Source organism: Streptomyces sp. GbtcB6 (assembly GCF_019091475.1).
In the GTDB taxonomy this organism is placed as follows: Bacteria; Actinomycetota; Actinomycetes; order Streptomycetales; family Streptomycetaceae; genus Streptomyces; species Streptomyces hyaluromycini.
In genome coordinates, this window is the sequence record NZ_JAGXJL010000072.1 from 1 (window position 1) to 20,650 (window position 20,650).

Annotated in this window: 17 protein-coding genes; 9 read left to right on the forward strand and 8 right to left on the reverse strand. The window is 72.0% G+C overall.

Features of this window, described 5'->3' with window-relative positions; translation table 11 throughout:
* The 4 genes from KVT45_RS49475 to KVT45_RS49485 form a co-directional block, all read left to right on the forward strand.
* The coding region (locus KVT45_RS49475; protein WP_217560142.1) for an aldo/keto reductase at positions 1–598 on the forward strand (598 nt) is incomplete at its 5' end.
* A 25-nt stretch (positions 599–623) separates the two neighbouring features.
* Entirely contained in the window at positions 624–752 is a 129-nt protein-coding gene (locus KVT45_RS57910; RefSeq protein ID WP_302832672.1) for a hypothetical protein, read from the forward strand.
* A gap of 186 nt (positions 753–938) precedes the next feature.
* Positions 939–2,024, forward strand: a complete 1,086-nt coding sequence (locus KVT45_RS49480) for a Rieske 2Fe-2S domain-containing protein (protein WP_254648498.1) — start codon at positions 939–941, stop codon at positions 2,022–2,024.
* Between the two features lie 273 nt (positions 2,025–2,297).
* Complete coding sequence (locus tag KVT45_RS49485; RefSeq protein WP_254648501.1) at positions 2,298–4,979, forward strand: SpoIIE family protein phosphatase/ATP-binding protein; 2,682 nt, start codon at positions 2,298–2,300, stop codon at positions 4,977–4,979.
* 24 nt (positions 4,980–5,003) lie between these two features.
* On the opposite strand, the gene KVT45_RS49490 is transcribed toward KVT45_RS49485, so the two are convergent.
* From KVT45_RS49490 to KVT45_RS49500, 3 genes are all read right to left on the reverse strand, one after another.
* Entirely contained in the window at positions 5,004–7,223 is a 2,220-nt protein-coding gene (locus KVT45_RS49490; RefSeq protein ID WP_217560162.1) for a bifunctional polysaccharide deacetylase/glycosyltransferase family 2 protein, read from the reverse strand.
* 14 nt (positions 7,224–7,237) lie between these two features.
* A complete protein-coding gene (locus tag KVT45_RS49495) occupies positions 7,238–7,960 on the reverse strand; it encodes a hypothetical protein (RefSeq protein WP_217560164.1) in 723 nt (240 codons plus the stop codon).
* Positions 7,961–8,059: 99 nt separating this feature from the next.
* Positions 8,060–8,557, reverse strand: a complete 498-nt coding sequence (locus tag KVT45_RS49500) for a DUF1877 family protein (RefSeq protein ID WP_217560171.1) — start codon at positions 8,555–8,557, stop codon at positions 8,060–8,062.
* A gap of 301 nt (positions 8,558–8,858) precedes the next feature.
* Here KVT45_RS49500 and KVT45_RS49505 point away from each other — a divergent pair, with 301 nt between their 5' ends.
* From KVT45_RS49505 to KVT45_RS49515, 3 genes are all read left to right on the forward strand, one after another.
* Positions 8,859–9,491 (forward strand): RNA polymerase sigma factor, encoded by a 633-nt coding sequence (locus KVT45_RS49505; protein ID WP_217560173.1) that lies wholly within the window; start codon positions 8,859–8,861, stop codon positions 9,489–9,491.
* Between the two features lie 86 nt (positions 9,492–9,577).
* Positions 9,578–10,294 (forward strand): hypothetical protein, encoded by a 717-nt coding sequence (locus KVT45_RS49510; RefSeq protein WP_254648499.1) that lies wholly within the window; start codon positions 9,578–9,580, stop codon positions 10,292–10,294.
* A 263-nt stretch (positions 10,295–10,557) separates the two neighbouring features.
* Positions 10,558–12,420 carry a glycoside hydrolase family 15 protein gene (locus KVT45_RS49515; protein WP_217560426.1) on the forward strand — a complete coding sequence of 621 codons (1,863 nt, stop codon included), beginning with the start codon at positions 10,558–10,560 and terminating at the stop codon, positions 12,418–12,420.
* Between the two features lie 6 nt (positions 12,421–12,426).
* Here the strand turns inward: KVT45_RS49515 and KVT45_RS49520 are convergent, their stop codons facing one another.
* The 5 genes from KVT45_RS49520 to KVT45_RS49540 all read right to left on the reverse strand — a co-directional run bounded on the left by KVT45_RS49520 (position 12,427) and on the right by KVT45_RS49540 (position 18,633).
* Complete coding sequence (locus KVT45_RS49520) at positions 12,427–13,455, reverse strand: cytochrome d ubiquinol oxidase subunit II (RefSeq protein ID WP_308311117.1); 1,029 nt, start codon at positions 13,453–13,455, stop codon at positions 12,427–12,429.
* The gene (locus tag KVT45_RS49525) at positions 13,452–14,897 is read right to left on the reverse strand and encodes a cytochrome ubiquinol oxidase subunit I (protein WP_217560440.1); all 1,446 of its coding nucleotides are present in this window, start codon (positions 14,895–14,897) and stop codon (positions 13,452–13,454) included. Before KVT45_RS49525 ends, KVT45_RS49520 begins: the two co-directional genes overlap by 4 nt.
* Before the next feature lie 54 nt (positions 14,898–14,951).
* Positions 14,952–15,746 (reverse strand): SDR family oxidoreductase, encoded by a 795-nt coding sequence (locus tag KVT45_RS49530; protein WP_254648503.1) that lies wholly within the window; start codon positions 15,744–15,746, stop codon positions 14,952–14,954.
* A gap of 202 nt (positions 15,747–15,948) precedes the next feature.
* Positions 15,949–17,529: a GMC oxidoreductase gene (locus KVT45_RS49535; RefSeq protein ID WP_217560177.1), complete on the reverse strand. Its 1,581-nt coding sequence runs from the start codon at positions 17,527–17,529 to the stop codon at positions 15,949–15,951.
* Between the two features lie 123 nt (positions 17,530–17,652).
* A complete protein-coding gene (locus tag KVT45_RS49540; protein WP_217560178.1) occupies positions 17,653–18,633 on the reverse strand; it encodes a cyclase family protein in 981 nt (326 codons plus the stop codon).
* 378 nt (positions 18,634–19,011) lie between these two features.
* On the opposite strand from KVT45_RS49540, the gene KVT45_RS49545 reads away from it, so the two are divergent.
* Positions 19,012–19,248: a ferredoxin gene (locus KVT45_RS49545; protein ID WP_217560190.1), complete on the forward strand. Its 237-nt coding sequence runs from the start codon at positions 19,012–19,014 to the stop codon at positions 19,246–19,248.
* Entirely contained in the window at positions 19,245–20,639 is a 1,395-nt protein-coding gene (locus KVT45_RS49550) for an NAD(P)/FAD-dependent oxidoreductase (protein WP_217560198.1), read from the forward strand. The genes KVT45_RS49545 and KVT45_RS49550 overlap by 4 nt, the downstream gene beginning before the upstream one ends.
* Positions 20,640–20,650 lie beyond the last annotated feature (11 nt).

Here is a 20,650-nt window from a genome sequence, read left to right on the forward strand (position 1 = left end):
CTCGTCGATGCCGGCCTGGGAGTTCGCGAAGGCGCTGCACCTCCAGCGCGAGCGCGGCTGGGCCCGGTCCGTGTCGATGCAGGACCACTACAACCTGCTGGCCCGCGAGGAGGAGCGCGAGATGATCCCGCTCTGTCTGGACGAGGGCGTCGGCACGGTCGTCTGGAGTCCGCTGGCCCGGGGGCGGCTCGCGCGGGCGTGGTCCGACGCGAGGTCGACCGCGCGGGGCGGCAATGACGGGTTCGCCGAGATGCTCTACACACCGCAGACCGAAGCATCCGACCACGCCGTCGTCGACGCCGTCGGCCGCATCGCGGACGCCCGTGGCGTCGGGCGTGCGCAGGTCGCCCTGGCCTGGCTGCACGGCAGGCCGGTCGTCACCGCCCCCCTCGTCGGAGCGAGCACGACACAGCAGATCGACGACGCGGTCGCCTCGCTGGCCCTGGAGCTGAGCGACGAGGAGATCCGCACGCTCGAAGCGCCCTACACCCCGCGCCATGACTTCCAGGGTGTCTCCGACGACGCGGAGATCCGGGCCGTCATGGCGCGCCTGCCCCAGTTCACACCCGCCGACCAGCCGGGACGAGCAGCCCGCTGACCTCGGCTCAACGATCCGGGCGGGCGTGCCCACCGAGGTGCGCCATTACAGCGGGGCGTTCCACCCGGCCCACATGATCCCCGGGACGGCGATCGGCAACCGCATGATCGCCGCACGGGTCGACGCGATCCGGCGCCTGCTGAACACGTCGTGAGCACCGTCGTGCGGCACGCGGACGTGGACAAGGGCGGTTCCCCGGACGCGGCGGTGCCACCGGCGACCGCTCCCGCGCGGCCTTTCATGCCGAGCAGACTGCGGTGGACCGGCCGTCGGCAGAGCACTTTTCGGTCATGAGCCGCTGTCGGCGGTGCGGGAGCAGGGCCCTCGCTAGCATCCACTCATGCCTCTTCGTCGGCGCCATGACAAGCTTGCCGCCCTGCCGCGCGACCCGCGAGCCGACGACTACCCGATGCCGGCCGTTCCGTACGGCTGGTATGCCGTGCTCCGCAGCGCCGAGCTGCGTCCGGGCCGGGTCGCCAGCCTCCACTACTTCGGACGGGCGCTCATCGCCTTCCGGGGAGCCGACGGCCGGCCGGCCGTACGGGACGCACACTGCCCTCACTACGGTGCGCACCTCGGCGTCGGCGGCAAGGTCGTGGACGGCACCGTGGAATGCCCGTTCCACGGCTGGCGATTCGGCCCGGACGGGCGGTGCGTGGAGGCCCCGTTCGCGCGCCGGATCCCGAAGGCGTCCCTCGGCGGCTTTCCGGTCCGTGAGCACAGTGGGCTCGTCTTCGTCCACGCCGGGCCGGACGAGCCGTCATGGGAGGTGCCGGAGATCCCGGAGGCGGCGTCAAGGCGATTCGCCAAGCCGATCGACGACACCTGCCGCGCGCGCATCCACGTCCAGGAGATGCGCGAGAACATCGTCGACGAATCCCACTTCCACTTCATTCACGGCCAGAGCGAACCACTTGTCCAGGACTGGCGGTCGAACGGCCCCTTCGCCGAAGCCCGCGGCCGGATCCGCCGGCGCGTCCTCGGCCGGGACATCGACAACACCTTCGACGCCTTCATGTACGGACCGGGCGTCATGGTGGTCCGCACCCACGGCCCCGTCCTGTCGCTGACCGCCGTCGCCCTCACCACCCCTGTCGATGACCGCACCAGCGAGATGCGGATGCTGTACTACATCCGCAAACCGGCCCGGTTCCCGTTCCTGACGCCCGCGCTCAAGGCCGTCTTCCGAACGCAGGCCCTGGGCGAGGTGCGCGAGGAGCTCCGGATCTGGGATCACAAGATCCACCGACCGCACCCGATCCTGCTGCCCCACGAACAGGGCATCAAGGCACTGCGTCGCTGGTACGCGCAGTTCTACCCGTCCGACCTCGCCTCGCCCGCCGGAACCCGGAGCAGCGGCCCGACGGGGAGCGCCCCCGAAGGGGCGCGGGGAACTGCGCGACCAGCCACGACGGCGCCGCAGTAGGCAGACGGCACATCGGGGCACTTCCAGCGGAGCGCGCGCAGCGCCACAGGGCGCCCGCGCGAGGCGGCGGAGCGGTCGAAGCGGCTGTCGCAGCGCATCACCGAGAGCCCGGCGGCCAGGTACGTGGATATGGCGAACGGCCTGTTCATCCGGGCTTGGCGCCTACGATAATGATTCACGATGAAGAGGTGTTTTGCCCCATTCGGGGCGCGGGCGGATCACGCCGGCGCCGGGGCGCCCTCGCCGGGCCCAGGCCGACGTCGTCGCTCCCCGCTGAGCGTGCGCAGCCTCGCGGGTCAGGTGTTCGTGCTGCAGCTGGTGCTCCTGGTGCTGCTGGGCGCGGCCGCGGTGACGGCTCTGGTACTGCAGGCCGAGGAGGCGAGCGTGCGGGAGGCGCGGGCGCGCTCGCTCGCCGGCGCCGAGGCCTTCGCGAACGCTCCGGGCACGCTCGCCGCGATGAAGTCCGCCGACCCGAGTGCGCTGCTGCAGCCGGGGGCGGAGGAGGCGCGCAGGAGGTCGGGGGTCGACTACGTCGTCGCGTTCAGCCCGGCCGGGTTCCGGTGGACCCATCCCGACCCGCGGTTGATCGGCAGACATGTGACCGGCACCTTCGGCGAAGCGCTGGCCGGGCACCCCCACACCTCCACCTTCAGTACGCCCGTCGGCGAGGCGGTGGATTCGACCGTCCCCGTCTTCGACCGCGACGGCAAGGTCGTCGGGCTGGTGGCCGTGGGTATCACGGTCCGGAGTGTGCACGCGAGGGTGACCGGGCAGCTGCCGATCCTCTTCGGTGCCGCCGGCGGCGCGCTGTTGCTGGTGACGGGCGGATCGGCGCTGGTGAGCCGGCGGTTGCGACGGCAGACGCGCGGTCTGGAGCCGGCCGAGCTCAGGCGGATGTACGACCACCACGACGCGGTGCTGCACGCCGCGCGCGAGGGTGTGCTCATCGTCGACGAGGACGGGCGGCTCGTGCTCGCCAACGACGAGGCGCGGCGGCTGCTGGGACTGCCCCGGGACGCGGAGGGGCAACGCGTCGCCGGCCTGGGCTTCGAACCGGTACTCGCGGAGCTGCTGCTCTCGGGGCAGCCGGCCACGGACGAGGTGCGCGCGGCCGGCGGTCGTCTGCTGGCGGTGAACGTGCGGCCGACGGCACCCTACGGCGGGCCCGCGGGCAGCATGGTGACGCTGCGCGACACCACCGAGCTGCGGTTCGTCACCGGCAAGGCCGACGTGGCGGAGCGTCGGCTGAGGCTGCTCTACGACGCCATGGCCACGATCGGCACCACCCTCGACGTCGTCCGCACCGCCGAGGAGCTGACGCGGTTCGCGGTCCCCCGGTTCGCCGACTACGCCACCGTCGATCTGGTCGACTCGATCGTCGGGGGCGGGGAGCCGCAGGGCACGACGATGCGCCGTACGGCCGTCGCCGGCATCCGGGACGACCACCCGCTCTACCCGGTCGGCAGACTGACGGACTTCGGACCGGCCACCCCGCACGCGGTCGGATTCGCCACCGGGGAGCCGGTGCTCGAAACGGACCTGCCCGCCCTGACCGGATGGCACGAGCACGACCCCGACACCGCCCGCAGGGTCATCGAGCACGGCATCCACTCGATGATCGTGATCCCGTTGCGCGCGCGAGGCATCCTCATGGGAGTGGTCGGTTTCTGGCGCTCGGAACGGCCTGAGCCCTTCGAACAGGAGGATGTGTCGATCGCCGAGGAGCTGGTGGCGAGGGCGGCGGTGGCCATCGACAACGCGCGCCGCTTCACCCGCGAGCACACCACGGCCGTCACCCTGCAGCGCAGTCTGCTCCCGCGCGTCATGCCCGAGCAGTCCGCTCTGGACGTGGCCCACCGTTACCTGCCCGCGCAGGCGGGGGTGGGCGGAGACTGGTTCGACGTGATTCCGCTGCCCGGCGCGCGAGTGGCGCTGGTCGTCGGCGACGTGGTCGGGCACGGGCTGCACGCGGCGGTCACCATGGGCCGGCTGCGCACCGCCGTGCACAACTTCTCCGCTCTCGACCTGCCCCCGGACGAGTTGCTGGTGCACCTGGACGAGCTGGTGAGCCGTATCGACGGCGGCGAGACGAGCGAGGAGGCAGGCGTGGGCATCACCGGAGCGACCTGCCTGTACGCCATCTACGATCCGGTCGCCGGCCAGGCCGCCGTGGCCCGGGCCGGCCATCCCGGTCCCGCCCTCGTCCTGCCGGACGGCACCGTCTCGTTCCCCGACGTGCCCGTCTCGCCGCCCCTGGGGCTGGGCGGCGGGCTGCCGGTCGAGGCCGCGGACCTGGTTCTGCCCGAGGGATCGCGGCTGGTGCTCTACACCGACGGGCTGGTGGAGGACCGTGACCGGGACATCGACACGGGACTCGACCAGCTGCGCGCCGCCCTCGTCGCCGCCGCGGACCGTACGCCGGAGGAGACGTGCACGGATGTCCTCGACGCGGTGCTGCCCGCCCGGCCCAGCGACGACATCGCCCTGCTCGTGGCGAGAACCCGGTTGCTGGCTCCTGACCGGGTCGCCACCTGGGAGGTGCCGTCCGACCCCGCGGCCGTGGCGCCGGTCCGCTCCGACTGCGCACGGACCCTGGGCTCCTGGGGTCTGGAGGACATCGGGTACGCCACCGAACTGATCCTCAGCGAGCTGATCACCAACGCCATCCGTTACGGCTCCCCGCCCGTCCGGGTCCGCCTGCTGTACGACCGTTGCCTGATCTGCGAGGTCTCCGACGGCAGCAGCACCTCGCCGCACATGCGACGGGCGGCCACCACCGACGAGGGCGGGCGCGGTCTGTTCCTGGTCGGTCAGTTCGCCGAGCGATGGGGCACCCGGTACCTGGCACGCGGCAAGGTGATCTGGACCGAACAGGCCCCCCACGGCGGGCGGGGCGAACCCGGTCCCGAGCCGGTCGAAGACCTCCTCGACCAGTGGGACGACGCCGCCCTGTGAAGAGGCCGCCACGCCGGGCGGGTCTCATCGCCGGTCAGGGGTGCGGCGGTGCTCGCCGACGGCGGGTGTCTCCGCACCTGCCGGTGCCCGCAGGCTGCCGTAGCGTTCCATGCGCTGCCACCGCAGCCGTGAGCCCGACACGGCGGTGAAGACGGACTGGACGACCACCAGGTACATCAACTGGCGGTAGACGAACTGCTGCAACGGCAGGCTCCACAGCGGGCCCGGGCGTTCTCCGTCCAGACGGAACGCGTACAGGCCCATCAGCAGTTGCAGGAGCAGGAAGGCGAGCCAGAGGGCGGTGATCCTCAGCGGGTCGAGGAAGACCAGGCCGTAGAGGGCGAAGACGTCGACCACGGGGGCGAGCAGGGGCAGCAGGACCTGGAAGAGGAGGAGGTAGAGCAGGCCTCTGCGCCCGAGCCGGCCGGCGGCGCCGCCCTGCACCAGCGCGCCGCGGTGCTTCCACATCGCCTGCAGGGTGCCGTAGCACCAGCGGTACCGCTGCCGCCACAGGGCGCCCAGGGACGCGGGCGCCTCGGTCCAGGCCACCGCGCCCTCCTCGTACACCACACGCCAGCCGGCGCGGCACAGTGCCATGGTGAGGTCGGTGTCCTCGGCGAGGGTGACGTCGCTGACCCCGCCGAGTGCGAGCAGCGCCCGGCGCCGGAACGCCCCGACCGCTCCGGGCACGGTCGGCATGCACTCGGCGAGGTCGAAGAGGCGACGGTCGAGATTGAAGCCGATGACGTACTCGATGTGCTGCCAACGGCCCAGCAGGCCACCGCGGTTGACGACCTTCGCGTTGCCCGAGACGGCACCCACCTGGGGGTCGGCGAAGGGCTGCACGATCACGCGGACGGTGCCGGGTTCGAAGACGGTGTCGCCGTCGACCATGACCACCAGGTCGCAGGTGGCGGCGGCCAGACCGGTGTTGAGCGCGGCGGGCTTGCCCGCGTTCCGCTGCCGGACCACCCGGACTCCCGGCAGACCGAGGGACTCCACCAGGTCGGCGGTCCCGTCGGTGGAGCCGTCGTCGACCACGATGATCTCCACCGGATGGTCCGAGGCGACCAGGGAGCGTACGGCCGCCTCGATTCCGGCGCTCTCGTTGTACGCCGGGACGATGACGCTGACCGGTTCGGTCACCGGCGGTCCCCAGGGCCTGGCCCGGCGCCCTGCCCGCAGCCGGCGGTGCCGATGGGCCGCCACCAGTACGACGGCCGCGCGCAGCACGCTGATCGCTCCGGCCGCGTACATCAGCACGCCGAGCAGCCGGATGGTCCAGTCGCCGAGCTGCAGCATCTTGATGAGGGCGATTCCCTGGAGGTGGTCGCCCGGTCCGGCGGGCCGGACGGGGGCGGCCATGCCGACCGCGGCGCCGACCGTCGAGAACCGGAAGCCCTGTGCCCTGAGCCGGGGGATCAGGGTGTTCAGGGCGGCGACGGTCTGGGAGCGGTCACCGCCGGCGTCGTGCATCAGCACGATCTGCCCGGCCTTGCCGTGCGGTGTCGCGTTCGCGAGGACGCGGGCCGTGCCGGGGCGCTGCCAGTCCTCGGCGTCCAGGGTGGAGAGCACCGTGACGTACCCGGCCCGGTCGGCCTGCTTCAGGACGGACCAGTCGGCGTCGTCCAGCGCGTCGTTCTCCGAGGAGTACGGCGGCCTCAGTAGCGCGGTGGTGACGCCGGCCGCGCCGGCCACCGCCAGCTGCGTCTCGCGCAGCTCCAGGGAACGCTGCCACGGGGCGAGGCGGGAGAGGTCGGGGTGGGTGAAGGTGTGGATGCCGATCTGGTGGCCCTCGGCGACGATCCGCCGGACCAGCTCCGGGTGGGCGACGACCTGGGTGCCGACGACGAAGAAGGTCGCGTGCACATGGTTGCGGCGCAGCACGTCGAGGATGCGCGGGGTCCAGACGGGGTCGGGGCCGTCGTCGAAGGTGAGGGCGATGGTGCCGGCCTTCGGGCGGGCCGTGTGCGGGGAGCCGGCGGCGTTCGCGATCACGGGGCCGCCGTGGGCCACCTGTCCGGGCACCGTCCCGCTCCGGCCACGGGGGCCGGTCACGTCGTCCGAGGTGATCCCGAACATGTGGTGGGTGTAGCCCTGCAGCAGGAGGGCCGCCGACAGGGTCACCACGAGCACGCACAGCAGCAGCCAGTGGGTGCGGGGGGTGACCCGGCGGGTACGGCCGCCGCGGCGGGGTACGACGGTGCGGCGCCGGCGGTCGGTCGGGTCGGTCGGATCGGTCACGTCAGGGCCTTGGATCACTTCACGGGCTTGTGGGATGCGGCGTTGGCGCGCCCCTTGGCGGAGGGCGCGTCCGTGCCGGTGGTGGCACTGGCGCTGGTGGTGGGACTGGCGGTCGCGGTCGCCGTCGTGGTCGGAGCGGCGGTCGGGGAGGTGGTTCCGGTGGGCGTCGCGGTGGTCGCGGACGTGGCCACGGGGGTGGTCGCGGACGTCGGCCGGCCGCTCTGGCCGGAGGCCGTCCGCGGCGACGTGGCGCGGGCGTTCTCGTCCGTCGCGCCGGAGTCCGCGCCTCCCGGCGTGTGACCCGTACCGGCGGGTGAGCCGGGGGCGGTCGCCCGGGGCGCGGCCGGGTGCGTGGTGTCCGGGAGCGGGACGAACGGAGCGCTGATGGTGGGGCCGCCCAGCAACGCGCTGACCAGCAGGGCGACATAGACGCCGGCGGGGATCACCAGCAGCCGTGCGGCGTGCCGCACGCGGCGCTGGCGGCGCCCCGAGGCGTCCACGAAGACGGGCCGTGCCGGATCGTTCTCCGGCGTGTCCGGCTCCGATGCGGGACGGTCGGAGTCGTCGTGGTCCGTCGGCAGCACGGTGATGACGGCACCGTGCGGAGAGTCCCGCTCCGCCGTGACCGTGTCGGCGGTGGTGCCGCAGGTGCCCTCGTGGCCGTGGGCATACCCGTACCCGACGCCGGCGCGCGGCTCCTCGCCGTACCCTGCGCCGCCGTCGCCCGTCCACTGCACGAGTCCTGCCTCCTGTCCAAGCCGACCGACGTGGTCGTCCGCATGGAAAGAGCGCAGCGGACCGAAACTGTTACACCTCTCGCCTCGGATCGCCCCTGCTCACCTCTCGGACCGCCACTTCACCACCGCGTCCCCGCACTTGGCGGTGTGCGCGTAGAACGCCCTCAGCTCCCGGTGCGCCACGGCGAACGAACGCGCCGTCTCGGGCTCCGCGGGCACTCCGCCGTAGCGGGGCAGCAGTCCGTCCCGGGCGAAGTCCCACAGCGCCTCGAAGTCGGTCTGCTCCAGGAACTCGGCCACCCGGCGGGCCTGGGCCGCCGTGAGCACCAGCAACGGCGGCTCTCGCCGGTCGGTGCGGAACACGGGGCGGCCACCGAGCACCACCTGGGTCTGGGGTCGGTCCCCGGGACCGTCCGGCGGAGCGCCGGTGTAGATGTGCTCCTGGTCCAGACAGCACTTGTCCAGTACTTCCTCGGGGCGGCGGCCGGCCAGGTGCCGGACGGACTCCGCATCGCTCGCGAAAAGCCGTTCCAGCCACGTCGGACTGTTGAGCAGTGCCGGAGCCGGCACCGCTCGCAGACGGAGGTACGCACTCATGACAGAGGGAGCGCACGAGGGCGCCGAAGTATCACGCGGTCGGTACCGAGCCTGTTCTGCTCCCCGCGCAGGGCCTGCGGGAAGTGCCACCCGGCTCGGACCGCGCAGGTCCCGCTCCGTTCCCGTCGTGCCTGCCGAATCCAGCGGCTGAGCCGTGGGATGCGGGTGATGCCGCGGAGGTCTCCTGTCGCGTTGTGACGTTTCTGTGAGAGCGCACGCTGGTCACCATGGGGCCGTCGTCGCAACCGGAGCACGACGGACGAGGTGGACTCGGCTGTGATCGGTGCGAACGAGGGCAATCTTGGGCCAGGTACGGCAACCCCGGCGCGTACAGGAGTACGACGGGGAACTGGGCGCGGCGGTCGCGCGAGCCCAGGGCGGCGACGAGGCTGCCTTCGCGGTCGCCTACCGGATCGTGCAGCCGGGCCTCCTCGGCTTCCTTCGCGGTGTCGTCGGCGACGAGGCGGAAGACGTGGCGTCCGACGCCTGGCTGGAGATAGCCCGTGACCTCGGGCGTTTCAAGGGCGACGGCGCCGGCTTCCGCGGCTGGACCGCGACCATCGCCCGGCACCGGGCACTGGACCATCTGCGTCGCCGGCGCGTGCGGCCCCAGGCCGGCGGCACCGACCAGGACGTACTGGATCTGGCCGGCCCGCACAACACTTATGAGCAGGCTCTGGAGTCCCTCTCCACCGAGCGGGCCCTGGAGTTGATCCGCGGACTGCCGCGGGACCAGGCCGAGGCCGTGCTCCTGCGGGTCGTGGTCGGTCTGGACGGTCCCGCCGCCGCGCGAGTCCTGGGCAAGCGGCCGGGCGCGGTGCGCACGGCCGCTCACCGAGGTCTCAAACGCCTCGCCCGTCAGCTGGGCATCGGCGGCGAAGCGGAGGAGGGTGTGACGGATGTGGCTTCCCGCACGCTGGGGGAGTCGACATGAACGACAACCGCGACAGGACCGACAGGCAGACGCCGGATCCGGGACAGCGGACGAATCGAAGTGGTCGGACAGGAACGGAAGCGGACATGGGTGAACGGCTGGGCGGCGACGGGGTACGGGGCCGTCGACGTGTGCAGCCCGGCGGCGCCCTGTCCGACCCCCGGGACGCGGGTGACGACGCCGCGCTGGAAACGGCGCTGGCCGCCGCCGTCCGCGCAGGCGACCTCGCGCTCCAGGGCGAGCAGCAGGCCGTGGCCGCATTCCGGGCCGCTCGCGCCGCGGGCGTGCATCGCACACGTACCCGGCGCCGGGACGACTGGCGGCCGGCTGCGGAGCGGCGGGCCCGGCGCCCGGCGAAGCTGACGTTCGGCGTGGTCTTCGCCAGTCTCGCCCTGGGTGGTGTGGCGGTCGCGGCCATCGGTTCCGTCGGCTCCTCCGCCGAGGGCGCCGGCCACGGCCGGGGAACGACGAACCCGTCGGCGGCCGCCTCGAACCGGCCGGGCGACGCGGCCTCGTCACCGTCCTCCGGCAACCCCCGGCCGACGGACCGGCCTGCCACCGCCCAGGACACCGAAGCCCACTGTCGTGCCTACGCGCAGGTCCAGGGGCGCGGCAAGGCGCTGGGCGCGACAGCCTGGCAGCGGCTGATCGCGGCCGCCGGCGGTGCGGACAAGGTCGCCGCCTACTGCTCCGAGCAACTGAAACCGGCGACGGCCAAGCCGAGCCACTCGACCGGCGGGGGCAAGTCCGGCGAGGGGGCCGCGAAGGCGAACGGCGGGCAGGGCAACGGCAAGAACAAGTAGCCTCCGGCCTTCCCGCAAGCACGGGCCACGGTGGTCGGGTTCGCCCCGGCCATCGCGGTCACCCCGGGTTCCGCCGCGCCGGCGCCCTGCTCGGGGTGTTCGTCTCCGTGACCACCGTTCCCGCCGCCTCCGGCATCGCCGCCTCGCTCGCCTGCAGCGGCGCCCATGGCACCGCGCGGCTCGACGAGCCGGAGCAGGAGCTCCGGCATACGCTGACCGAGGGGGTGCATTCGGGTGAATCGCACGCCGGAAGGGGCGCCCCGATGGACGACTACCCGCTGATCGAGAACCACGGGCTGATCGGTGATCTGCAGACCGCGGCGCTGGTCACCACCGACGGGGCACTCGACTGGTTCTGCTCCCCGCGGTTCGACTCGCCGAGTGTGTTCGGGGCGCTTCTGGACAAGGACAGGGGCGGCCACTGCACCGTCCGGCCGGCGCATCCGACCCATTCGACCAAGCAGTTGTACCTGCCCGACACGGCGATCCTGGTGACCCGGTTCATGACCGAGGCCGGCGCCGGCGAGGTGGTCGACTTCATGCCCGTGACCGGTACGACGGCCACGGACCGGCACCGGCTGGTCCGCCTGGTCCGCTGTGTGCGCGGCACCATGACCTTCGACGTGGAGATCGCCCCGCGGTTCGACTACGGGCTCAGCAAACACGAGGTGCACATCACCCCGCACGGAGCGGTCTTCGTCGCGGAGGACGGCACGGAACTCACCGTGCACCCGATCCGGGAGCCGGAGGACGAGCGGCTCGGTGACATTCTGACGCACCGGGATGCCGACGTGCAGGTCACGCTGACCCTGGAGGCCGGCCAGCAGCGCGGGTTGATCCTGGAGATGGGTGCCGAGGGACCGCCCCGGGAGGTCCGGCGCGACGAACACGAACGGCTCTTCGAGGAGACGGCGGAGTTCTGGCGCTCCTGGCTGGCGCAGTCGCGCTACACCGGGCGCTGGCGGGAGGTGGTGGAGCGGTCCGCGATCACGCTGAAGCTCATGACGTTCGCGCCCAGCGGCGCCGTGGTGGCCGCTCCGACGGCGGCGCTCCCGGAACAACTGGGCGGTGAACGCAACTGGGACTACCGCTTCACCTGGATCCGGGACGCCTCCTTCTCCGTGTACGCCCTGCTGGGACTGGGCTTCACGGAGGAGGCCAGGGCGTTCATCGTCTGGCTGAGCGACCGGGTCAAGGAGCGGGCCGGCAGCGAAGGGAACACGGGCCCGCTCAACATCATGTACAAGGTCGACGGCTCCTCCGACCTGAACGAGCAGATCCTCGACCACTGGGAGGGCTACGAGGGTTCCGCTCCGGTCCGGATCGGCAACGGCGCCGCCACCCAGCTCCAGCTGGACATCTACGGCGAGGCGCTGGACAGCATCTACTTCGCGCACCAGCGCGGCTTCCAGGTCGGGCACGGGGGCTGGACCTCGTTGCGAACGGACCTGGACTGGCTGGCCGACCACTGGGACCAGGCGGAGGAGGGCATCTGGGAGACCCGCGGCGGCCGCCAGGACTTCACGTACGGCCGGGTGATGTCGTGGGTGGCGTTCGACCGCGCGCTGCGACTCGCCCAGTCGAAAGGGTGGCCGTCCGCGGCCGGCCGCTGGCAGACCGAACGGGACGCCGTCTACGAGCAGGTCATGGCCAAGGGCTGGAGCAAGGACCGGCACGCCTTCGTCCAGCACTACGGCAGTGAGGTCCTGGACTCCTCGCTGCTGCGCATGGCGACGGTCGGGTTCCTCACCCCCGGGGATCCGATGTGGGCGTCGACCCTGGACGCCATGGAGGAGGAACTGGTCAGCGACAGCCTGGTCTACCGGTACAACCCCAGTGCCTCACCCGACGGCCTGCGCGGCTCGGAGGGCACCTTCTCGCTGTGCACGTTCATGTACGTCGACGCCCTGGCGCGCGCGGGCCGGACCGACCGGGCGAGGCTCGTGTTCGAGAAGATGATGGGGTACGCCAACCACCTGGGCCTGTACTCCGAGGAGATCGACCCGACGGGCCGTCAGCTCGGCAACTTCCCGCAGGCGTTCACCCATCTCGCCCTCATCGACTCGGCCATCACCCTCAACGACGCTCTCGACAACCGGAGGCCCGGGCTCGTCCAGCACGCCTAGGGGACCCTAGGGGCTGTCCCGCCGCAGGTCGGCGTCGGTGAGGCCCTCCAGTTCGCCGTGGGTGTCCAGCCAGTACAGGAAGGCGACCGCGGGGATGATCAGGACGACGGCGACGAGGGTGACGAGCGCCAGCCAGCGCAGTGTGGTGTGCGCGCCCGCGCCGTCGGCGACGGTCAGCGAGGTCGGGACGAGGTAGGGGCGCTGTGCCATGCCCCAGGCGATGACGGCGGAGGCGACCACGCCGACCGCCGTGACCCGGGACCAGGCCCCGGAGGGACGGGTCAGCAGCCATGCGGTGGCGAGGGTGGCCAGCACCGCCACGACGACGAAGACGAGCCCGACGCCGTGGGTGAGGCCGTGCCAGACATGGGGTGCGTCGCCGTGGGTGACGAAGAGGGTGACGACGGCGAGCACGGCGACGGCGGCGAGGGCGCCCAGGGCGCGCCGGCGGAAGTAGCGGTCCAGGTCCGGTGCGGCGAAGCGGCGGGCGTCCGCGGCGAGGAAGACGGCGCCGAGTGTCGCCGTGGCCGCGACGGCCAGCAGGCCGAACAGCAGGGACGTGGGGTTGGCCCAGGCGTCCGTGGACGCCGTCGCCGTGGCGGTCGCCCGGCCCGAGGCCACTCCGCCGGCCGCGGCACCGAGGAAGAACGGTGTCAGCAGCGAGGAGACGGCGAAGACCGCCCCGTACAGGCGCCGGCCGGCCAGCCGCCGGACGGGCCTGCGCAGGGCGAAGCCGGCGCCGCGCAGCACGATGCCCACGGCGGCCAGTGCCAGGGGCAGCCACATGGTGGTGAAGACCCGCTGGAAGAGGACGGGGAAACCCGTCCACATGATCACCAGTACGAAGATCAGCCAGACGTTGTTGACCTCCCAGACGGGCTCCATCGCGTGGTCGATCAGCCGGCGCGGGCGCTTGCCGCGCTCGGCTCCGCCCGCGGTGAGGTCCCAGAAACCGGCGCCGTAGTCGGTGCCCCCGCCGCAGGCGTAGGCGGCCACCGCGAGCAGCAGGACGACGGCCATGACCCCGGCGATCACAGTCGGCTCCCGGCCGGGCGGGGCCCGTACGGCGTGTCCGTCTCGGGTGTGTCGGACTCCGGTGTCTCCTTCGGCGGGAGTGGTCCGCCCTGCTCGTCGGCGAGCCGCCAGCGTGCGCGCATCTTCAGCAGTACCGCGAGGAACGATCCGAACACGAAGACGTACACGACGACTACCAGGGCGAACATGATCCACAGACTGGTGGAGCGGGTCGCCGTCACCGCCTCGGACACCCGCATGTTCTGGTAGACGATCCAGGGCTGGCGGCCCACTTCGGTGGTGATCCAGCCGCACTCGACGGCGGCCACGGAGGCGACGCCCGCGCACGCCGCGGCGCGGAAGAACCACGGGGAGGCGGGCAGCCGGCGGCGCCGGAGCCACAGGACGCCGTACCAGAGCGCGAGCAGCAACAGCAGCGAGCCGATCCCGACCATGGTGTCGAAGGCCCAGTGGGCGATGGTGGCCTGGGTGGCCGTCGGCCGGTCGTCCGCGGGGACCGAGGTCAGTCCGGTGACCCGGGTGTCCGGGCGGAAGCCCGCCAGGACGGAGTCGAGACCCGGGATCCCGATGCCGCCGGTGACGGTGCCGTCCGGGTGGAGCCGGCCGTACAGGTACTCCGTCTGGTGGGTGGCGGTTTTCCAGACGATCTCCATGCCGGCGAACTTCACCGGCTGCTTCTGGAAGACCTGCCGTGCGATGGAGTCGCCGAGGAAGAACTGCACGGGTGTGCACACCGCGGCGAGCGTGAAGGGGATCGTGAAGCCGAGCCGGTGGTAGCGGTCTCGGCGGCCGCGCAGCCATCCCGTGGCGTAGACGCCGGCCACGACATAGCCCGCCGTCACGAACATCGCGAAGACGAAGTGCCAGTACTCCGGGCCGAACATCGGGGTGAAGACCGCCTTCCAGATCTTCACGTCGACCGGGTTGCCGGCGGAGTCGAGGGTGAAGCCGCGCGGGGTGTTCATCCACGAGTTGGCGGCCAGGATGCCGAAGGCGCCGAGCAGGGCCACCAGCGGCAGGGGCAGTCCGAGCAGGAAGTGGGTCCGGGAGGGAAGTCTTCGCCAGCCGTAGAGGTAGATGGCGATGAGGACGGCCTCCAGGAAGAACGCCCATGCCTCGACGCCGAAGCCGATGCCGAAGACATCGCCCCAGCGGCCCATCATGCCCGGCCACAGCAGTCCGAACTCGAAGGACAGCACCGTGCCGGTGACCACGCCGATCGCGAACTGCACCGCCATGACGGCCGACCACCGCCGGGCCAGGAGCAGGGCGGTGGCGTCGCCGCGGCGCAGGCCGTAGCCGTGCATGACGAGCGTGATCAGCGGCAGCGCCACGCCCAGGGGCACCAGGATGATGTGGGAGGCCAGGGTGAAGGCCATCATCGATCTGGCCGGCAGCGTCTGCGCCGGTGCGCCCGCCGACAGCAGGACCGTGTGGACCATGTGCATGTGTCGTCTCTCCGGGGCCGGCGCGATAGGACGGGTCAGCCGCCGGTGTCAGCCGCCGGTCGCGAAGCCCGGGAAGAGCGTCATCCCGCCGTCGACGTACAGGGTGGTGCCCACCACGTAGTCCATGAGGTCGGAGGCGAGGCCCACGGCCGCGTAGCCGATGTCCTCGGGGTCGCCGATGCGGTCGTAGGGGATCAGCCGCAGCAGGTCCTCCCGGGCCTGGGGAGTCTCCCAGGCGCTGCGGTTGATGGGGGTCTTGATGGCCCCGGGGGCGATCGCGTTCACGCGGATCTTCTTCGGGGCGAGTTCCTGGGCCAGCGTCTCCATCATCATCTGCACCCCGCCCTTGGAGGAGGCGTAGTTGACGTGCCCGGCCCACGGGATGATCTGGTGCACCGAACTCATGCAGATGATCTTCCCGGCCGCGCGCGACACCTCGGGCACGACACCGCGGCGCAGGAACTCCTTCGTGGCCTCGCGGGCGCACAGGAACTGCCCGGTGAGGTTGACGTCCAGGACCTTCTGCCACTGGGCGAGCGTCATCTCGGTGAACGGGGCGTCCCGCTGGAGTCCCGCGTTGGCGACCAGGATGTCGATCGTGCCGAACTCCCGGACCATCCGGTCCATCATGGCGACGACCTGCTGCTCGTCGGAGACGTCCGCCTCGTAGGCGGCGGCCCGGACCCCGAGTCCGGTGATCTCCTCGACCACCTGCTCGGCCTCGTCCTTGCCCGCCACGTAGTTGACCACGACATCGGCCCCGGCCCGGCCCAGGGCGACGGCCGTCGCCCTGCCGATACCGGAGTTCGCGCCGGTCACCAGTGCCTTCTGCCCGCGCAGCAGATGGGCGGGGATCACGCCCTGGGGTGTCCCGGATGTCCCCTCGGTGGAACTCACGATGTCCTGCTCCTCCACTGCGTGCCCGCTTCCGCCGGGCCCGTCGCCCGGAGGTCCGCGCATCAGACAAACACCGGGGAGAGACGCGGGCGCGTCCCGGCGGACCGCGTTGCGCTGCCCGGCGGAGGAACTTCGCCCGGTCGGGGGCTCAGCCCAGCCGCTCCAGCAGGTGGTCGCCCACACGGAGGGCGTTCGCGATGGCCGTCAGGGACGGATTGACCGCGCCGATGCTCGGGAAGAAGCTCGTGTCCACGACGTAGAGGTTGTCCAGGTCGTGCGCCTTGCAGTTGACGTCCAGGGCGGAGGACGCCGGGTCGGTGCCGAAACGCACCGTGCCGGCCTGGTGCGCGGTGGCACCGATCGGCATCCCCTTGTGCAGGTAGATGCTGTGGGACAGCAGACCGTGCTCGTCCATGCCCAGATGGCCGAGCATGTGCTGCAGTTTGTGCCGCAGGCGCTGGAGACCGGCGATGTTGTTGCCCTCGTCGAGGGTGAGGCGGATACGGCCGTCGTCCTCCAGGGTCACCCGGTTGTCCGGCTGCGGCAGGTCCTCCCCGCACAGCCAGAAGTCGACGGCGTGATGGGCCAGGACCTCGAACGGCATGTCCGGCGCGACCGCCCCGGCCCAGCGCGGGGCCTCGCCGTGGATCTGGTCGGCGTCCGACTTGCCGAGCATCTGGATCCCGCCGAGCGGGTACTCCCAGTCGTCCGCGCCCAGGTACCAGTCGTGCAGGGCGAGGGTCTTCTGGAACCGGGTGTCGTTGGGTTCCTTCGAAACGGCCATCAGCGCCAGGTTGTTGTGACGCATGTAGTGCCGCCCGACCACGTCCGAGCTGTTCGCCAGTCCGCGCGGATGCCGGTCGTTCGCCGAAGCCAGCAGCAGCGCCGCCGAGTTGACGGCCCCGCAGGCCACCACCACGACGTCGGCCGAGAACCGGGCCTCCCGCTCGCCCGGGAGCTGCGCGACGACGCCGGTGACAGTGCGCCCGGTGGCGTCGGTCTCCAGCCGGGTCACCCGGGCGTCGGTGATCATCTCCACGTTCGGGTGCTCCAGCGCCGGCTCCACACAGATCACCTGGGCGTCGGACTTGGCGCGGAGCAGGCAAGGGAAGCCGTCCACGCGGTCGCAGCGGATGCAGACGCTGGAGTGGGTGGCCCGGCCGTCCTCGTCCTGGGTGAGGTTGACCCCGATCGGCAGGTGGAAGGGGTGCAGTCCCTGCTTCTCCAGGTCCATGCTCAACTGCTCGATGCGCGGCTCGTGTTCGACCGGCGGATACGCGTACTGGGCGCTGCACGGCCCTTCCCAGGGGTCCTCGCCGTGCCGGCCGTGCACCAGGTAGAGGTGCTCCGCCTGGGTGTAGTACGGCTCCAGGTCGTCGTAACCGATGGGCCAGGCCGGGGAGATGCCGTCGTGGTGGCGGAGTTCGCCGAAGTCCTCGGGGCGCAGCCGGAACAGCGCCGCGCCGTAGAACTTGTTGTTCCCGCCGACGTAGTAGTTCACCTCGGGCGGGAACTCGTTGCCGTGCCGGTCCAGCCAGAACTCCGGGGCCCGGTACTTGGCCTTCACGAACACGGCCGTGGAGTCCCAGTTGTCGCGCTCACGCGGCAGGTAGCCGCCGCGTTCGAGGATGAGGATCCGTTTGCCGGACGGGGCCAGGCGGTGGGCCAGCGTGCCGCCGCCGGCACCGGTGCCGATGACGATGACGTCGTACGGGGGCAGGGCGTCCATGGCAACCACCGTCCTTGTCCGCATGGTCCGCGGCCGGCGCAGGTCTCCCTCCTTCGAACGTACGCGCCGTGCGGGGGTGCGGCACCCGGGGTGGGCCCGCACCGGCGCCGGACACCGGCACGGTCAGAGAACGGCGATCGGGTTCACCGGAGAGCCGGTCGCCGCCGGGAGCCGCAGCGGGGCGATCACGCACAGGAAGTGCCAGCGCCCCTGCTGCTCGCACACCGGCACCAGTTCCTCGAAGTCCAGCCAGTCCAGCAGATGCAGCCCCATGGCGTTGACGGCCAGCACATGCACGGGAAACCCGACTTCGGGGACCGCGCTGGGTGCGGCGTCGCTGTTGCCGTCCGAGCCCAGGACAGACACGCCCCGGTCGGCCAGGAAGTCCATGGCCGTCGGGTGCAGGCCCGCGCGGGCCCGGGTCACGTCCCAGGGCCCGAGGGTACGGCGCCGCAGGCGGTGCCCGACCCGGACGAACAGCAGGTCACCCGGTCCGACCGTGGTCCGCTGGGCGGCCTCGGCCGCGACGAGGTCCTCGGCGGTCACCTGGTCGCCGGGCTCCAGCCACCGCACCCCGCGCAGGCGCGGGACATCCAGCAGGACACCCCGGCCGACGATGCCGTCCCGCACCAGATCGACGGTGAGCGCCCCGGCACCGTCCGGTGTCACGGTGCTCGACGGGACGCCGCCGTACAGTTCGCCGTCGAAGATCACGTGGCACAGCGCGTCGAGGTGGGTGTCGACGTCACCGTGGACATTCATGGCGAACCGGTCGCGGGCGAACGCGAGCCCGGGTGCGCCGGTCTCCCCGCGCGTGGGAGCCGTCATCCGATGGGAGGCGGGCTCCGGACTGTCCGGACCGGACCGGGTCTCGACGGTCGCGGCCAGCGACACGGTGCGCCCGTACCTGACCTCGGCGGCGGCCGCCACGACCCGCTCCGGCGTCAGCCGGTCCAGCGCGCCACGCTGTGCCGCCCCGCCGTCCGGGGCCCGGCCCCGCAGCCGGCGGTACAGGTCGCGGAAGGCCGCTTCGGAGAGGGGCTGCGGTGGCGTGGGCCGGAAGGGGCGGAGGGGACGGAAGGGGACGGGCTGGTCCGAGGCCATCGGGACACCTCCTGCTCCTGCCGGCACTCCTCTCGACACCGAACCAACCGAACCACCGGAACGGCCGGGCCACACGCCGGGCGCGGCCGGAGCGCGCCGGTCGGCCGCAGGCCCGACCGCGGCCGGGCCTGCGGCACGCGGCTTCCCGGGGTGCGGGCGAGGTGCGCGCGGCATACGCTGATCGGGTGAAATATCAGGATCGCTAGGCGGTTTCACCGCGCCGGTCGCTTTCGCGCGACGACGGATTCTTTCTCGCGATCACCAAATTCTTCCTGCGGAGACCCGACAATCGCGGTGCGCCGCCTCGCGGTGTGCGGAGGCGGACACGGCGGGGGCCGGCTTCAGGGTCCGCAGCTTGCAGCCCCTGTGGAGGTCGGGATGCGAGTCGTCGTTGATCTTTCCCGATGCGAAGGGTATGCGCAGTGCGCGTTCCTGGCTCCGGACGCGTTCCGGATGCACGGCGAGGAAGCGCTGATGTACGACCCGGACCCCGACGACGCCCAGCGTGACCGGGTGCTGCGCGCCGCGGCGGCCTGCCCGGTCCAGGCGATCCTGGTCGACCGGCTGGAGGGACGGCCGCAGGAGCGGGACGTACCGGTGGCGGCGAGCTCATGACCAGCGCCGACAACCTGCGTGAGTTCAGGCGTGACGGCCGCATCGTGGTCGTCGGGGCGTCGCTGGCGGGGCTGCGGGCCGCGGAGGCTCTGCGCGCCGAGGGTTTCACCGGATCGCTGACGATGATCGGCGACGAACTGGGCGAGCCCTACGACCGTCCCCCCTTGTCCAAGCAGGTGCTGACGGGGTGGGTGCCGGCCGGGGGCACCACGCTGCCGCGACGTCGTGACATCAACGCGGAGTGGCTGCTGGGCGTGCCCGCGAGCGGTCTTGACCTGGCCACCGACCACGTGCGTCTCGCCGACGGACGCGAGGTCCCCTTCGACCGGGTACTGATCTCCACCGGGGTACGGGCCCGCCCGTGGTTCGTGGAGAGCGAGGCGGCGCTCGACGGAGTGTTCGTCGTACGTACCCGCGAGCACGCCGAGGGTCTGCAGCGGGCCCTCGCTGCCGGGCCCTCCCGGGTGCTGGTCATCGGTGCGGGATTCACCGGCTCCGAGATCGCCTCCATCTGCCGGGAGCGGGACATCCCGGTGACCGTCGCCGAACTCGCGCCGTACCCGCTGGTCGGGGCGCTCGGCGCGATGGTCGGCGAGGTGGCGGCGGAGATGCAGCGCGCCCACGGTGTCGACCTGCGGTGCGGGGTCAAGGTCACCCGGCTGGAGGGCGACGCCCAGGGACGGCTGCGCCGCGCCCACTTCGACGACGGCAGCACCATCGACGCCGACGTGGCGGTGGTCGCGCTCGGCGGCATCCGCAACACCGAGTGGCTGCAGGGCTCCGGACTGGCGGCGGGTGTCTGGGGCATCGCCTGCGACACGGGCTGCCGTGCCATGGACCTCAACGGCCTGATCACCGACGACGTCTTCGTCGCCGGGGACGTGGCGCGCTGCCCGAACCCGGTCTACGAGTACCGGCTCATCTCGCTGGAGCACTGGGCCAACGCCGTGGAGCAGGCCGAGGTCGCGGCCCACAACATGCTCCATGGCCAGGCGGAGCGCTGGCCCCACCTGTCCATCCCGCGGTTCTGGTCGATCCAGTTCGGCGTCAACATCAAGTCCGTCGGCGTGCCGACCTTCGCCGACGAGGTGGTCGTCACCCAGGGGTCGGTGTCCGACCACCGCTTCGTCGCCGCATACGGCTACCAGGGCCGGGTCACCGCGGCGGTGACCTTCAACAACGCGAAGTGGCTGGACCACTACCGGCGTCTCATCGAGACGGCCGCGCCCTTCCCACCGCCCTGCCCCACGCCCGACCAGCCCGTCGACACGAAACCGGTGCCCGTCGACTTCCCCGGCCCCGCCCTGCTCGCGCAAGGCGCCACGGTGGTCGTCACCGGACACGACCCGGGCGAGCGACGCGTCACGGCCGCGCACCAGCACCACCGGTAGGCCACCGGCAG

Coding starts and splice junctions, on each gene's coding strand:
- KVT45_RS49480 (WP_254648498.1), top strand. CDS start 939: ATGCCTCTTCGTCGGCGCCATGACAAGCTTGCCGCCCTGCCGCGCGAC.
- KVT45_RS49500 (WP_217560171.1), bottom strand. CDS start 8,557: ATGAGTGCGTACCTCCGTCTGCGAGCGGTGCCGGCTCCGGCACTGCTC.
- KVT45_RS49510 (WP_254648499.1), top strand. CDS start 9,578: ATGGGTGAACGGCTGGGCGGCGACGGGGTACGGGGCCGTCGACGTGTG.
- KVT45_RS49515 (WP_217560426.1), top strand. CDS start 10,558: ATGGACGACTACCCGCTGATCGAGAACCACGGGCTGATCGGTGATCTG.
- KVT45_RS49525 (WP_217560440.1), bottom strand. CDS start 14,897: ATGGTCCACACGGTCCTGCTGTCGGCGGGCGCACCGGCGCAGACGCTG.
- KVT45_RS49535 (WP_217560177.1), bottom strand. CDS start 17,529: ATGGACGCCCTGCCCCCGTACGACGTCATCGTCATCGGCACCGGTGCC.
- KVT45_RS49540 (WP_217560178.1), bottom strand. CDS start 18,633: ATGGCCTCGGACCAGCCCGTCCCCTTCCGTCCCCTCCGCCCCTTCCGG.
- KVT45_RS49545 (WP_217560190.1), top strand. CDS start 19,012: ATGCGAGTCGTCGTTGATCTTTCCCGATGCGAAGGGTATGCGCAGTGC.
- KVT45_RS49550 (WP_217560198.1), top strand. CDS start 19,245: ATGACCAGCGCCGACAACCTGCGTGAGTTCAGGCGTGACGGCCGCATC.